Here is a 15350-nt window from a genome sequence, read left to right as displayed (position 1 = left end):
CAGACTGGGACCATGACCTCGCCACAGCCACACCCGACCTCCGATGCCTCGACCACCTCAGGCGCCTCAGCTGCGTCGACCACCTCAGCCGCCTCCACCGCCTCGGCCGCCTCGCTCGCGGTGACCAGGGGCCCCGGCCGCTCCGGGGCCGACGGTGTCACGGACGCCACGGTCCGTGCCTATCTCGACCGGATCGGCGCCGACCGGCCGGCGCGGGCCGACATCGAGGCGCTGTGCGAGCTCCAGCGCAGGCACCTGCTGTCCGTGCCCTTCGAGAACCTGTCGATTCATCTCGGTGAGGACATCGTGATGGAGGAACAGGCGCTTCTGGACAAGGTGATCGGCGGGAGGGGCGGCTTCTGCTACGAACTGAACGGCGCGTTCGGCGCGTTGCTGCGGGCCCTCGGCTTCCGGGTGAGCCTGCTCCAGGCCCGCGTCTTCGGTGACGGCGGCCGCCTGGGCATCCCGTACGACCACATGGCGCTGCGGGTGGAGACCGAGGACGGTACGGGGCCCTGGCTGGCGGACGTCGGGTTCGGCGACCACGCGCTGAGGCCGCTGGCGCTGGCGGACCGGACGGAACAGGAGGACCCCCGGGGTGTGTTCCGGTTCCGGGCGGCGCCGCAGGGGGACCTGGATCTGTTGCGCGGCGGATCGCGGCAGTTCCGGCTGGACCTGCGGCCGCGGACGCTGACGGAGTTCCGGGTCGGGGCCTGGTACCACCGCACCTCGCCGGACTCCCACTTCACCCGCTCCCTGGTGTGCTCACGGTGCACGGATACCGGGCGGGTGACCTTGAGCCGGCGGGCCCTGATCACCACGGTCGGCGGCGAGCGGCACCGTACGGAGCTGGCCACGGACGAGGAGGTGCTGGCCGCCTACCGGGACCATTTCGGGCTGCGGCTCTCCCGGGTTCCCGAGGTCCGGGGATGCCCCCCGGGGGACGGAAATTCGGACCTTCGGTAACACCTGCGTATAGCTCGGCACAAGCCCTTACGATGCACTCCGTTTGCCTCGAACGCCGCAACAGTGATCGAATGCATGCTCGTCGGCGGGCCGCTGCTCCGACAACGACGTCCAGCTGTCAGGGGCCCTGAAGTGCGAAGCGCCCCTGGGGGTACGGAGAAGATGTTCGGCCGTTGGCTGGGAAGCAAGGGAAGCAGGAGCCAGGCAGGCGCGGGGCGCGGTGGGGCGCTCGCGGGGGTCCGGGTGCACCGTTCCGCGGGCGTTCTCAGTTGCCGGGTACTGGACCCAGTCAACGAACCTGTCCAGCAGGCCGAGTTCGTCGTCACGGACGGGGCGGGGCGCAAGGTGGTGGGCGGTGAGACGGACCCCTTCGGCAGTGTGCTGGCCACGGTCCCGGGGGGCGAGTACCGGCTCGCGGTCACGGCCGAGGGCTTCACCCCGTTCCACGGAGCGGCGACGGTCGATGAAGGGGCGCACGCCACCCTGGGAGATGTGACCCTTCAAGTGGCCCAGCCTCAGCAGCTGCCCGCTCCCGGCGACTGGGACATCGACCCGAACCACTCGCAGATCGGCTTCACCGCCCAGCACATCGGCCTGGCGCGCATTCACGGCCGGTTCAACACCTTCGCCGGTGCGGTCCGTATCGCCGACCGCATGGAGGACTCCGCCATGCACGTGATCATCGACGCGGCGTCGATCGACACCAACGTGGAGATGCGCGACGACCACCTGCGCTCCGGCGACTTCCTCGACGTCGGCCGCTACCCGACGCTGGAGTTCTACAGCGAGCGCTTCGTCCACCGCGGCGGCAACCGCTGGGGGGTGACCGGGGCGCTGACCCTGCACGGGGTCAGCCGCACGGTGACGCTGGACACGCGGTACCTCGGTCTCGGCAACGGTCTGGAGGGCGATCCGCGTGCCGCCTGCCGGGCCACCACCGAACTGCACCGCGAGGACTTCACGCTCACCTGGCAGACGATGCTGGCGCGCGGGATCGCCGCGGTGGGCTCCAGCATCGCCATCGACCTGGACATCCAGATCGTTCCCCGGGGGTGAGGGGCCGGGGCCGGGTGCGGGGTGCGGGCAGGGGGTGAGGGCCGGGCTCTGCGGAGTCCCGGGGGTCTTACGGGGGCTCCGGTTACGGGGCCTCCAGCCACCCCTCGTACTCCGCGGCGAACGCGTCCAGCGCGGCCGGGTCCAGGCGCCCGGCCGCGTCTTCCACGACCACCAGCCACTGGGCGTCCTCGGCGTCGTCCTCACCGGCCAGGGCATCCCGTACGAGCTGAGGCTCCTCGGTGACCCCGAAGCGGTCGGCCAGCTCCCCGGCCACCTCCTCCGCGGCGTCGCGGTCGGGCAGCACCAGTACGTGTCTCACATCGCTCACCCGCCCATTCTCGGACACGGGCCTCCGGGCCACGGGCGGTGGGGCGCCCCGGCTGTCAGTGGGCCGTGGGATGCTGGATCGCGATGGCCACCAGGAAGAATTCCACCGACGATCCGCTCGCCCCCGTCACGCTCGCCGTGGGCCAGGAGGACCTCCTCCTGGACCGTGCCGTGCAGCAGGTGGTGGCGGCCGCGCGCGCTGCCGACGCCGATACGGACGTACGGGATCTGGCGTCCGACCAGTTGCAGCCCGGCACGCTCGCCGAGCTCACCAGCCCCTCGCTCTTCGCCGAGCGCAAGGTCGTGATCGTGCGCAATGCGCAGGACCTCGCGGCGGACACGGTCAAGGACGTCAAGGCGTATCTCGGTGCGCCGGTCGAGGAGATCACGCTCGTCCTGCTGCACGCGGGCGGGGCCAAGGGCAAGGGGCTCCTGGACGCGGCGCGCAAGGCGGGGGCCCGGGAGGTCGCCTGTCCGAAGACCACCAAGCCCGCCGAGCGGCTCTCGTTCGTACGGTCGGAGTTCCGGACGCACGGGCGGTCCGCGACGCCGGAGGCCTGCCAGGCGCTGGTCGACTCCATCGGCAGCGACCTGCGGGAGCTGGCCAGTGCGGTGTCCCAGCTGATCGCGGATGTCGAGGGCACGATCGACGAGGCGGTCGTCGGGCGTTACTACACGGGGCGGGCGGAGGCGTCGTCGTTCACCGTCGCCGACCGGGCGGTCGAGGGGCGGGCGGCGGAGGCGCTGGAAGCACTGCGGTGGTCGCTGTCGACCGGGGTCGCGCCCGTGCTGATCACCAGTGCGCTGGCGCAGGGGGTGCGGGCGATCGGGAAGCTGTCCTCGGCGCGGGGCGGGCGGCCGGCCGACCTCGCCCGGGAGCTGGGGATGCCGCCGTGGAAGATCGACCGGGTGCGGCAGCAGATGCGGGGGTGGACGCCGGACGGGGTCGCGGTGGCCCTGCGGGCCGTGGCGGCGGCGGATGCGGGGGTGAAGGGCGGAGGGGATGATCCCGAGTACGCCTTGGAGAAGGCCGTCGTCGTGGTCGCCCGTGCGGCGAGGTCGGGGCGGTAGCCCTCTCGGGGCGCGGTGGGCGGTTCGCCGTAGGGTTCGCCGTTGCGTGCGGGCTCTCGTGTGAGCGCCGGTTCCGTCCTCAAGCGCCGGACGGGCTGGGTGTGCCCCGTGTCGTCCGGAGGTTACTCCCCGGGTGGGCTGAGCGTGCCCCGGGTCGCCGGGGGTGTCCCCGGGGCGGGCTGAATCCCCCTCGCGTCGTCCGGAGGTGCCCCGGGCGGGCTGGGCGTACCTCGGGCGGGCTGAAATGCCCGGGCCGAGTGTCGGTACCCCCCGGACGGCCTGGACCCACCCCTGGGGTTGTCCCTGGATGTACCCCCCCGGGGCAAACCCTGGGGTGCATCCAGGGACAACCCCAGGGCCCGATACGCACATGCCGAAGCCCCGGTCCTCGATCTGGGGAGATCGGGTTCCGGGGCTTCGGGTCACACTCTTGGTGCGCCGCACCCGCGTGGCGAACGCAGGTTCGGTGTGCGGCGCGGGGTGCCGGTCAGGGACGGGAGAGAGGGCCCGTCGAGTCCGTTCCGGCGGTCACATCAGTGAGCTTCGGGATGAAGCTCAGGCCTGCAGGGAGGCAACCTTGGACGCCAGCGCCGACTTCTTGTTGGCGGCGGCGTTCTTGTGGATGACACCCTTCGAGACAGCCTTGTCGAGCTGACGGGAGGCGTCGCGGACGGCCGTGGTGGCCTTCTCGACGTCACCCGCGACGACGGCCTCGCGGGCCTTGCGGATCGCGGTCTTGAGCGACGACTTGACGGCCTTGTTGCGCAGGCGCGCCTTCTCGTTGGTCTTGTTCCGCTTGATCTGGGACTTGATGTTCGCCACGAAAGAGCCTTTTCAGGTTCGTTGGATCTTCTATGTGCGCCACGCCGCTGATGAGAGCCACGAGGCACAGCTGTCCACGGTAGCAGTCACCCTCGGACCGGCCCAAACCGGTCGCTGTCCCGCAGGCGTGGGACGATGGAGCCTACGTATCGATCCGACCGACCCGACATCGACCCGAGACACGGCGTTCGGCGTCTCAAGAATCAGGACCCTGCGTGCCCGCGACTCCTTCCAACGTGCCAGAGCCGAGCCGTACCGACCCGGCGCTGATCCGCAATTTCTGCATCATCGCGCACATCGACCACGGCAAGTCGACCCTCGCCGACCGGATGCTTCAGCTGACCGGAGTGGTCGACCAGCGGCAGATGCGTGCTCAGTACCTCGACCGGATGGACATCGAGCGCGAGCGCGGCATCACCATCAAGTCCCAGGCGGTCCGGCTGCCCTGGGCGCCCACCGAGGGCGAGGACCAGAGCCGGACCCATGTCCTCAACATGATCGACACCCCGGGCCACGTGGACTTCACCTATGAGGTCTCCCGCTCGCTCGCGGCCTGCGAGGGCACGGTTCTGCTGGTCGACGCCGCTCAGGGCATCGAGGCCCAGACACTGGCCAACCTCTACCTGGCGATGGAGAACGACCTCACCATCGTCCCGGTGCTCAACAAGATCGACCTGCCGGCCGCACAGCCGGAGAAGTTCTCCGAGGAGCTGGCCAACCTCATCGGCTGCCAGCCCGAGGACGTGCTCAAGGTCTCCGCCAAGACCGGCGTGGGCGTGGACGCGCTGCTCGACCGGGTCGTGCGGGATGTTCCGGCCCCGGTCGGGGTCGCGGACGCCGCCGCCCGCGCGATGATCTTCGACTCGGTCTACGACCCGTATCGCGGTGTCGTCACCTACGTCCGTGTCGTCGACGGCCAGCTCAACAAGCGCGAGCGCATCAGGATGATGTCGACCGGCGCCACCCACGAGCTGCTGGAGATCGGCGTCTCCTCCCCGGAGATGACCCCGGCCGACGGCATCGGCGTGGGCGAGGTCGGCTACATCATCACCGGTGTGAAGGACGTGCGGCAGTCCAAGGTCGGTGACACGATCACCTCGCTGAGCAACGGGGCGACCGAGGCGCTGGGCGGTTACAAGGACCCGAAGCCGATGGTCTTCTCGGGGCTGTATCCGCTGGACGGCTCGGACTACCCCGACCTGCGCGAGGCGCTCGACAAGCTCCAGCTCAACGACGCCGCCCTGGTCTACGAGCCGGAGACCTCCGCCGCGCTCGGCTTCGGCTTCCGTGTCGGCTTCCTCGGCCTGCTCCACCTGGACGTGGTCCGCGAGCGGCTGGAGCGCGAGTTCGGCCTCGACCTGATCGCCACCGCGCCCAACGTGGTCTACCGGGTCGAGATGGAGGACGGCACCGAGCACATCGTCACCAACCCGAGCGAGTTCCCCGAGGGGAAGATCGACAAGGTGCACGAGCCGGTCGTGCGCGCCACGGTGCTGGCCCCCAGCGAGTTCATCGGCGCGATCATGGAGCTGTGCCAGAGTCGGCGCGGCACCCTGCTCGGCATGGACTACCTCTCCGAGGACCGGGTCGAGATCCGCTACACCCTGCCGCTCGCCGAGATCGTCTTCGACTTCTTCGACCAGCTGAAGTCCAAGACGCGGGGTTACGCCTCCCTCGACTACGAGCCCACCGGCGAGCAGTCGGCCCACCTCGTCAAGGTCGACATCCTGCTGCACGGCGACAAGGTGGACGCGTTCTCCGCGGTCACCCACAAGGACAAGGCGTACGCGTACGGTGTCCGGCTCGTCGCCAAGCTCCAGAAGCTCATCCCGCGGCAGAACTTCGAGGTGCCGATCCAGGCGGCCATCGGCTCCCGGGTCATCGCCCGTGAGACCGTCCGCGCCATCCGCAAGGACGTCCTCGCCAAGTGCTACGGCGGTGACATCTCCCGTAAGCGGAAGCTGCTGGAGAAGCAGAAGGAGGGCAAGAAGCGGATGAAGATGGTCGGCAACGTGGAGGTGCCGCAGGACGCCTTCATCTCCGTCCTGTCCACCGACGAGTCCGCCGGGGAGAGCAAGGGCAAGAAGTAGCCCGGGAGAGCAAGGGCAGGAAGCAGCCGGGAGAGCAGGGGCAGAAGGCGGCCGGGGAGCAAGGGCAGGAATGCAGCCCCGCGTCGAAGCCCGAGGGCCCTCATCACCGCAGTACCGTGCGGTGGTGAGGGCCCTTTCGTTATGAAAGCGGCGGCCCGTTGCCTCTTACGTGGTGGACGAGTGCGCTCTACTCTGATCACGACCCGATGGTTACTGGCCAGTTAAACAAGCCGAACAAGCAGGTTGCTCAGCACAGGAACATCAGCAGTCGCCGTATCAAAGAAGCCGGTCGTAGCAATGCCGCAGGCCCGGAGGACGTCGTGAGCGACACACAGACTTTGATCGATAACCGGCCGCCCTCCGTGGCGGCTCTCTTCATCGACCGCGTGGCGGCCACCCCCGACGGGGAGGCGTACCGCTATCCGGTGCCGTCCGCCTCGGGCGAGGGTCCCGACGACTGGAAGTCGTTGACCTGGGGGCAGGCCGCCGAGCGGGTCTACGCCATCGCCGCCGGTCTGATCACCCTCGGCGTACGGCCGGAGGAGCGGGTCGCCCTCTCCTCCGCCACCCGGGTGGAGTGGATCCTCATCGACCTCGGGGTGATGTGCGCGGGCGCCGCGACCACCACGATCTACCCGTCCACGAACGCGGAGGAGTCCGCGTTCATCCTGGCCGACTCCGAGAGCCGGGTGCTCATCGCGGAGGACGCCGAGCAGCTGGCCAAGGCCCGGGAGACCCGCGCCGACCTGCCGGACCTCGCCCATGTCGTGGTCATCGACCCGGCCGGGGTCGAGCCGGCCGAGGGCGACCCCGAGGGCTGGATCATCACGCTCGCCGACCTGGAGGCCCGGGGCGCCGAGCTTCTCGCCAAGACCCCGGACGCGGTCACCGAGCGGGTCGCCGCCATCACGTCCGACCAGCTGGCCACCCTCATCTACACCTCGGGCACCACCGGCCGTCCCAAGGGCGTACGGCTGCCGCACGACAACTGGTCGTACATGGCCAAGGCCACCGTGGCGACCGGGCTGATCACCGCGGGGGACGTGCAGTACCTCTGGCTGCCGCTCGCCCACGTCTTCGGCAAGGTCCTCACCTCCGGGCAGATCGAGGTCGGCCACGTCACCGCCGTCGACGGCCGCATCGACAAGATCATCGAGAATCTGCCGGTCGTCCAGCCGACCTACATGGCCGCCGTGCCCCGGATCTTCGAGAAGGTCTACAACGGGGTCGCCTCCAAGGCCCGTGCGGGCGGCGCCGCCAAGTACAAGATCTTCCAGTGGGCGGCCGGGGTCGCCCGCGAGTACGCCAAGGTCTCCCAGGACAACTTCCGCCGCACCGGCAAGGCGTCCGTCCCCTTCGCGCTCGGCGCCAAGCACAAGGTCGCCGACGCGCTCGTCTACTCCAAGATCCGCGAGGCCTTCGGCGGCCGACTGCGCGCCTGCGTCTCCGGCTCCGCCGCCCTCGCCCCGGACATCGGCTACTTCTTCGCGGGCGCCGGGGTCCACATCCTGGAGGGCTACGGACTCACCGAGACCAGCGCCGCCTCCTTCGTCAACCCGGGCGAGGCCTACCGCACCGGCACCGTCGGCAAGCCGCTCCCCGGCACCGAGGTGCGCATCGCGGACGACGGCGAGATCCTGCTGCGCGGCCCCGGCGTCATGGAGGGCTACCACAAGCTGCCCGACAAGACCGAGGAGGTCCTGGAGTCGGACGGCTGGATCCACACCGGGGACATCGGCGAGCTCTCGGCCGACGGCTATCTGCGCATCACCGACCGCAAGAAGGACCTGATCAAGACGTCGGGCGGCAAGTACGTCGCCCCGGCGGAGGTCGAGGGCCAGTTCAAGGCGGTCTGCCCGTTCGTCTCCAACATCCTGGTGCACGGCGCGGACCGGAACTTCTGCACCGCGCTCATCGCCCTCGACGGTCCCACCATCCTCGGCTGGGCCGCCGAGAACGGACTGGAGGGCAAGTCGTACGCGGAGGTCGTCGCCGCCCCGCAGACCGTCGAGCTCATCGACGGGTACGTCAAGCGCCTCAACGAGGGCCTTCAGCGCTGGCAGACCATCAAGAAGTTCCGCCTCCTGCCGCGCGACCTGGATGTCGAGCACGGCGAGCTGACCCCCAGCCTCAAGCTGAAGCGGCCGGTCGTCGAGCGGGAGTACCAGGGGCTCATCGACGAGATGTACGCGGGCTCCCGCGAGGCGTAGGAGCCGTCGGCTCCACCACGAACCGTCCGGGGGCTCGGCCCCGGACCGGGCACGGGCGGGGAGTCCGGACCTTCACGGGCCCGGGTTCCCCGCCCGCTGCACGTGCACCGCACAGTCGCCCCCCCCGAGGCGCTTCAGCCCGGCGGCGGGGCGGTGAGCCCGGCCACGCGCGCACCGCTCGCACGGCGGTCCACGTGCGGGGGCCCCGCCCGTACCGGCTTTGGCATGCGGGCATCCTGCGCGCGCCGCGGCGGGCGCGGCCACGGGTCGCCGGAGGCCGCGCCGTCGCTGCTCCGGCGTTCGGCCGTGCGGGCTTTCGCGAAGCCTTGTGTTCGACCCCGCTCGATTTTCCGACCACTTCGGTAACTCGGTGCTTATGGGTGCGTCCGGTCTGTCACTCTGTCGGAGTCGTCGGACCCGTAGGAGCCGCACTGTGGCACCCATCCCCTTGCAGCGGGACACCGTGCAGCGTCCCGGTACCACGCGTGCCGGGTACGCACACGGCCCGCGCCTGGCCAGCCGCACCAGCCTGCCCGGAATACCCGTCGCCCCGTCCGCCGCCCGCCGGTTCGTGCGGGCGGCGCTCGCGGAGTGGGCCGGGCTCGGGGTGCCCGCTGCCGTGGGCTTCGGCGACCGGCTCGCGGACGATGCCGTGACCGTCACCAACGAGCTCGTCACCAACGCCGTCGTGCACGCCGGGACCACGGTCGACCTCGTACTGAGACTGGAGGTCCCCGGGCCGGAGGAGGCGGGTGGCGAGGAGCCGGCGGCCGCCCTCGTGCTGGAGGTCACCGACCACCACCCGGCCCGCCCGGTGAGCGGCGACGAACCGCCCGCCGAGGCCCCCGCCGCCCCGCCCGACCCCGCCGAGTACGGCCGGGGGCTCCAGCTCGTCGCCTCCCTCGCCGAGTCCTGGGGCATCACCTACCGCAGCGGCCTCAAGACCGTCTGGGCCCGCCTCCCCGTCGACGACTGGAGCGGCCCGCCCGCCCGGCCCGACCAGGACGCCCTCCGGCGTGGTCTGCGCGCCGCCCGGACCCTCGCCCCCGCCGCCCGGCGCACCGAACGCGACGACGCGGTCTGGGACGGCCGGGGCGCCCCGGCCTTCCTCGCCGAGGCGTCCGACCTGCTCGCCGGGCAGCTCGACGAGGACCTGGTGGCCGCCATAGCGGGCCAGCTGCTGGTGCCCCGCCTGGCGGACTGGTGCGCGATCTGGCTGGAGGCCGAGGGCGGGGGACCGGCCGCCGAACCCCGGCTCGCCCGGGTCTGGCACAGCGACCAGACCGGCGCCGAGCCCCTGCGTACGGCCCTGGAGAGGGAACCCCTACGCCTCCCGGCCGGTATCGGCTCCGGCCCCGTATCCGTCCCCGTGCCCTGGCCCGCCCACCGCGGCGAAGACGCCCGTCACGGCGAGGACATCCACCATTCCGGGGACGCCCACCACTCCGGGGACACCCACCCCGCCGAGACGGCGCCGGAGGACACCCCGCCCTCGTACCCCGGCAGCCGCGACGGCGCCGCGCTCGCCTTCCGGATCACCGCCGGCGGCCGCGCGCTCGGGACCGTCCTCGTCGGGCGTGAAGGCGTCGCCCAGGTCCCGGAAGCGGTCGCGTCGCTCATCGAGGACTTCGTACGCCGCCTCGGCCTCGCCGTCGGCGCCGCCCGCGCGTACACCCGGCAGGCCACCATCAGCCGCATCCTCCAGCGCGGCCTGCTCCCCAGCAAGGTCGCCGACATCCCCGGCGTCACCAGCGCCCTCGTCTACGAACCGAGCGACGACGGAGTGGTCGGCGGCGACTTCTACGACATCTTCCCGTGCCCCGGCGACCGCTGGTGCTTCGTCCTCGGCGACGTCCAGGGATCGGGCCCCGAGGCCGCCGTCGTCACCGGCCTCGCCCGCCCCTGGCTGCGGCTGCTCTCCCGGGAGGGCTTCGGCGTCGGCGAGGTGCTGGACCGGCTCAACCGGCTGCTCCTGGACGACGCCATGGAGGCCGCCGAGGCAGCCGCCCTGATGGTCGCCGCCGCCGGGGGACAGCAGCTCCACGACGGCTCGCAGTCCCGGTTCCTGTCCCTGCTGTACGGGGAGGTCGTGCCGCTGGCCGGCGGCGGGGTCCGCTGCACGGTGGCCAGCGCCGGGCATCCGCTGCCCCTGCTGCTGCGGCCCGACGGCTCCGTACGCCCGGCGGCCGAGCCGCAGGTGCTGCTGGGGGTGCTGGAGGAGGTGGCGTACGAGAGCCAGACCTTCGACCTGGCGCCCGGGGACAGCCTGCTCTGCGTCACCGACGGGGTGACCGAGCGGCGGTCGGGCCCGCTGATGTTCGACGACGGGGACGGGCTGGCCCGGGTGCTCGCCGGGTGTGCCGGGCTGCCCGCCGACGCGACGGCCGAGCGCATCCGACGTGCGGTTCACGAGTTCGCCGAGCACCCGCCGGACGACGACGTGGCCCTGCTGGTGCTGCACGCGGACTGAAGCGCGCCGGTGAAAGGCGGCCCGGTCCGGCGGACTCCCGCGGCGAGCGACAATGGTCCCTATGCCTTCCGTACTGCCCGATGGTGAGCCCGTGCCCGACGACGGGGCACTGCCCCGCCATGCCCTGGAAGGCGCAGCCGACCGCCCGCTCGGCTTCTACCTGCACGTTCCGTACTGCGCCACCCGCTGCGGCTACTGCGACTTCAACACCTACACCGCCACCGAGCTGCGCGGCTCCGGCGGCGCCCTGGCCTCCCGGGACAACTACGCCGCCCACCTGATCGAGGAGGTCCGCCAGGCCCGCAAGGTCCTCGGCGACGACCTCCGCCCCGTCCGTACGGTCTTCGTCGGCGGCGGCACCCCCACCCTGCTGCCCGCCGCCGACCTCGTACGGATGCTGGCGGCGATCAGGGACGAGTTCGGGCTCGCCGAGGACGCGGAGATCACCACCGAGGCCAATCCGGAGTCCGTCGATCCGGCCTATCTCTCCGCGCTGCGCGAGGGCGGCTTCAACCGGGTCTCCTTCGGAATGCAGAGCGCCAAGCAGCACGTCCTGAAGATCCTGGACCGCACGCACACTCCCGGCCGCCCCGAGGCCTGTGTCGCCGAGGCGCGGGCCGCGGGCTTCGACCACGTCAACCTCGACCTGATCTACGGCACCCCCGGCGAGTCGGACGACGACTGGCGGGCCACCCTGGACGCGGCGATCGGCGCGGGCCCCGACCACGTCTCCGCGTACGCGCTCATCGTCGAGGAGGGCACCCAGCTCGCCCGCCGCATCCGGCGCGGCGAGATCCCCATGACCGACGACGACGCCCACGCCGACCGCTATCTGATCGCGGACGAGGCCTTCGCCGCCGCCGGGTTCGACTGGTACGAGGTCTCCAACTGGGCCACCACCGAGGCGGGCCGCTGCCTCCACAACGAGCTGTACTGGCGCGGCGCCGACTGGTGGGGCGCGGGCCCCGGCGCCCACAGCCACGTCGGCGGGGTCCGCTGGTGGAACGTGAAGCACCCGGGCGCGTACGCCCAGGCGCTCGCCGAGGGCCGGTCGCCCGGCGCGGGCCGCGAGATCCTCGCCGCTGAGGACCGCAGGGTCGAGCGCATCCTGCTGGAGCTGCGGCTCCGCGAGGGCTGCCCGCTCTCCCTCCTGAAACCCGACGGCCTCGCCGCCTCCCACCGCGCCCTGGCCGACGGCCTGCTGGAGCCGCAGCCGTACGAAGAGGGCTGCGCGGTCCTCACCCTGCGCGGGCGGCTCCTGGCCGACGCCGTCGTCCGCGACCTCGTCGACTGATCCCGGCGCGCCCCCTCACGGCTTGCAGTCCTTCGCCGTCAGCGGCGGCGCGACCCCGGCGGGCTTGCCGCAGACGAGGGTCCGCTCGGCGGTCGGCCCGGGGCGGACCACCTTGACGATGTTCAGGCCGTGCACGTTGTCGGAGACCGAGGCCTTCGCCCGGCTGAACGAGATCGTCCCCGTGGGCATGTTGTTCAGGTCCACCGTGTGCAGCGTCGCCCATGTCTCGGCGGCGCTCCGGCGGGCGTCCCCGCGCGCGGCGGCGTCGTACAGGGCCGCCGTCGCGCTGTAGGCGATGACGGTCTGCCCGCTGGCGAACAGCTCGTCCTCGTACGCCGGACGCCCCGAGGCCAGGCTCGTGACCTCGCCGTCCGGGTGCAGGGCCCGCAGGGTGCGGTGCGCGTCCCCGTAGAAGCCCAGGTTCTTTCCCCGGTCCAGCGGGGCGAGCGAGCTGTGGTAGAGCGTGACGTTCGTCGCGATGGACGTGCTGTCGCTGAACGTGCTCTTCGTCAGATCGTCGCCCGTGAACACCGTCATCCGCCGGTCCGAGCACCCGGTGGTCTCCGACAGGCCCCGCATCAGGGTCCGTACGTCCTCGACGCGCCCCGCGAAGTACAGCGCGTCCGGGACCCGCTCGGCCTGGCAGATGGTGGTCAGCGGGGCGTTGAGACTGGCGCCGCCCGCGAGGCCGTACTCCACGTCCCGGCCCAGCGTGAAGCCCGCGTCCCGGAGCATCTCCTTGCCCGCGGCCCGCTGCTCGGCGGTGTAGCGGTCCTTGTCCCCGTTCCGGGCCCGGCGCGACAGCACGATCGAGTGCGGGGCCTCCATGGTCTTCGCGATCTGCCCGGCGACCAGCCCCAGCGCGTACGTCTGCTCCTCGTCCGTCGCCGCGAGACCGAAGTAGTTGGGGTACCGGCGGGGGAGGTCGCTGCTGGAGTTCGTCGTGTTGACCAGCGGCAGCCCGGCGTCGCGCAGCAGAGCCGCCGCGTCGTCGCTCTCGTCGGTGTTGCGGCCCAGGCCCACCACGCCGACCACCGTGGGGTCACGCTCCGCCACCTCGATGATCTTGCGGACGGCGGTGAGCTGCCGCAGCATGTCCTCGCCGCCGTTGGCGGTGAGCACCCGCAGCTTGACCGACCGCCGCACGGTCTTGTTCACCGCCCGCTGCTGGAGGTAGACGCCGGTCAGCTCCTCCAGGCCCTTGCGGGTCTCCTCGCGGTCCTTGCCCGTGGAGGTGAGCGGACCGGCGTAGATGACCGTGACGTACCGGTCGCCCGGCTCGATGTCCGCGTTCTCCTCGCGGATCGCCCGCTCGATCCGGTCGAACGTGATGCCCTTCCCGGCCCCGTTCAGCTCCAGGTCGTTGCCGCGTGCGAACCGCACCTCGGGCGCGGTCGCCACCCCGACGCACTCCCGGTCGCCGTCGGCCCCGGCCCAGACGGCGTCCGTGTTGCGGTCGGTCAGCGGGCCGTGGCAGTAGGTCTCCCGCCAGTGCCCGGCCCACAGGAACGCCCCCAGCAGGCTGCCCACCACGACCAGCGCGATGCTCGCCCGCGACATCACCCACCAGGCCCAGGTGCGCCGCACCCGGTAGGTCACCAGCTGGGCGTGGGCGTGCTCGTGGGTCAGCTTCTCCGTGGACAGCGGCAGCCGCAGCACCCACGCCAGCGTCGCGGCCGCCACCGGCGACTGCCCCAGGCTCAGATCGTCGACCCACCGCTCGTACCGGGCCCGGGCCCCCGACGCACCGGTCGGCGCGCCGGGGCCCGGCCGCTCCGGGGGAAGCGGCGGGGTGTGCCGCATGATCTCGGCGGCCGGCAGCGAGGCGAGCAGCAGCAGCGGATCGACCTCACTGCGCCGCGACCGTACGTTGTTGATCGCGTTGATCAGCAGGATGCCGCCGTCGTCCTGGGTGGCCCGGGGCAGGAACACCACCGGCGGCACCGTGCGCTTGCTGCGCCGCCAGTCCAGCGCGTGCGGCCGGTAGGCGTGCCGCAGGTCCTCCAGCAGCGCCTGCACCCGCAGCTCCAGATGGAACTGGCGCGCGTGCTCGTCGCCCGCCCCCGCGTCCGCCACCCGCTCCGCGACCGCCGCCGCCCGCGCCCGGATCACCCGCCACGACCCGCTCGGCGAGAACCACGACCAGCCGTCCGAGGGATAGCCGGTGCTGGAGGCGGCCAGTGAGGAGGTGGTGGCGAACCAGCGGCTGGCCCGGCGCAGCCACAGCAGCGGCGGCGCGGCCCGGGTCAGCAGCCCCGCGACGGCCAGGGCGATCAGCGCGCCCGCCGCCACCAGGGCCGTCAGCAGCCAGTCGATCTCCCCGAACAGCACACCGAGCAGCGCGATGAACAGCGCGCCGATGAAGGTCTCCGGCCGCACCGAATCCCGCAGCGAGTCCCACCAGGTGCCCCGGCGAGGCCGGTCCGCCCGCCAGCGCAACCGGCTCAGCTGCTCCAGAATCCTTTCCTCGCGCACCCCCTCCGCGCCGCCGCCGGACTGCTCGACCACCGTCGCGGTCGCCTGCTCGATCGCCCCGAGCAGCCGGGAGCGCGGAAAGGGGAACGGCTTGTACTGGGCGTTCTCGCGGGTCTCCCACGGCTTCTCGGACAGCGTGCGCACCATGTCGAGCGCCGCTTCGTACGGTGTGGCCCCGTCGCCGTCCAGCAGCCGCACCGGCACCCGGCGCAGCTCGTTGGCCCGATGCACCTGGTGGACGAGGCGTTCGACCCGGGCGTCGATCTCCGGCCCGGCCCCGGCGTCCGCCGCCTGGGCGACCACGAGCGGCATCACCGGACGGTTCACCCGGTACCGGTCGATCAGCTGCTGCATCAGGTGGAAGACGGCGGAGGCCGCCTCATTGTCCGCACTGTCCCGCCAGACCTCGCGCGCCATCGCCCCGTGCCCTTCCCCCGTGTGTCCATGAGCCCGTGTCCCCACCCTCAATAACCGATGGTGCGCGTGGGGCGCAGGCATTCACAGGGATCGGCACATGATCGTCCTGGAGAGGGGCGGTCAGGCCCACATCGGACCGGCGTCAGGCCCTG

At 71.9% G+C, this 15350-nt stretch carries 10 protein-coding genes; 7 read left to right on the top strand and 3 right to left on the bottom strand.

Annotated features, from left to right (window positions below):
* Window positions 1-12: 12 nt before the first annotated feature.
* Together ACZ5WC_RS24190 and ACZ5WC_RS24185 are read left to right on the top strand one after the other, a co-directional pair.
* Complete coding sequence (locus tag ACZ5WC_RS24190; protein WP_468542761.1) at window positions 13-966, top strand: arylamine N-acetyltransferase family protein; 954 nt, start codon at window positions 13-15, stop codon at window positions 964-966.
* Window positions 967-1128: 162 nt separating this feature from the next.
* Window positions 1129-2022, top strand: coding sequence for a YceI family protein (locus ACZ5WC_RS24185; protein WP_468542880.1), 894 nt, complete (start codon window positions 1129-1131; stop codon window positions 2020-2022).
* Window positions 2023-2104: 82 nt separating this feature from the next.
* Here ACZ5WC_RS24185 and ACZ5WC_RS24180 read toward each other — a convergent pair whose 3' ends face one another.
* On the bottom strand, window positions 2105-2350 hold the full coding sequence (locus ACZ5WC_RS24180) for a hypothetical protein (protein WP_468542760.1): 246 nt from the start codon (window positions 2348-2350) through the stop codon (window positions 2105-2107).
* Window positions 2351-2433: 83 nt separating this feature from the next.
* Between ACZ5WC_RS24180 and holA the strand changes: the two genes are divergently transcribed.
* On the top strand, window positions 2434-3420 hold the full coding sequence (gene holA, locus ACZ5WC_RS24175; RefSeq protein WP_096623337.1) for a DNA polymerase III subunit delta: 987 nt from the start codon (window positions 2434-2436) through the stop codon (window positions 3418-3420).
* A 555-nt stretch (window positions 3421-3975) separates the two neighbouring features.
* On the opposite strand, the gene rpsT is transcribed toward holA, so the two are convergent.
* A complete protein-coding gene (gene rpsT, locus ACZ5WC_RS24170; protein ID WP_003969243.1) occupies window positions 3976-4242 on the bottom strand; it encodes a 30S ribosomal protein S20 in 267 nt (88 codons plus the stop codon).
* A 215-nt stretch (window positions 4243-4457) separates the two neighbouring features.
* On the opposite strand from rpsT, the gene lepA reads away from it, so the two are divergent.
* From lepA to hemW, 4 genes are all read left to right on the top strand, one after another.
* A complete protein-coding gene (gene lepA, locus ACZ5WC_RS24165; protein ID WP_311119484.1) occupies window positions 4458-6332 on the top strand; it encodes a translation elongation factor 4 in 1875 nt (624 codons plus the stop codon).
* Between the two features lie 320 nt (window positions 6333-6652).
* Window positions 6653-8542, top strand: a complete 1890-nt coding sequence (locus ACZ5WC_RS24160) for an AMP-dependent synthetase/ligase (protein ID WP_468542759.1) — start codon at window positions 6653-6655, stop codon at window positions 8540-8542.
* Window positions 8543-8975: 433 nt separating this feature from the next.
* Window positions 8976-11012: a SpoIIE family protein phosphatase gene (locus tag ACZ5WC_RS24155; protein ID WP_468542758.1), complete on the top strand. Its 2037-nt coding sequence runs from the start codon at window positions 8976-8978 to the stop codon at window positions 11010-11012.
* A 52-nt stretch (window positions 11013-11064) separates the two neighbouring features.
* The gene (hemW, locus tag ACZ5WC_RS24150; protein ID WP_468542757.1) at window positions 11065-12306 is read left to right on the top strand and encodes a radical SAM family heme chaperone HemW; all 1242 of its coding nucleotides are present in this window, start codon (window positions 11065-11067) and stop codon (window positions 12304-12306) included.
* 15 nt (window positions 12307-12321) lie between these two features.
* Here the strand turns inward: hemW and ACZ5WC_RS24145 are convergent, their stop codons facing one another.
* A complete protein-coding gene (locus ACZ5WC_RS24145; protein ID WP_468542756.1) occupies window positions 12322-15198 on the bottom strand; it encodes an ABC transporter substrate-binding protein in 2877 nt (958 codons plus the stop codon).
* Between the last annotated feature and the right edge of the window lie 152 nt (window positions 15199-15350).

This window comes from Streptomyces sp. NPDC033165 (assembly GCF_055577965.1).
Note: the sequence above shows the minus strand (reverse complement) of the source record. Positions and strands in the feature narration are given on the sequence as shown.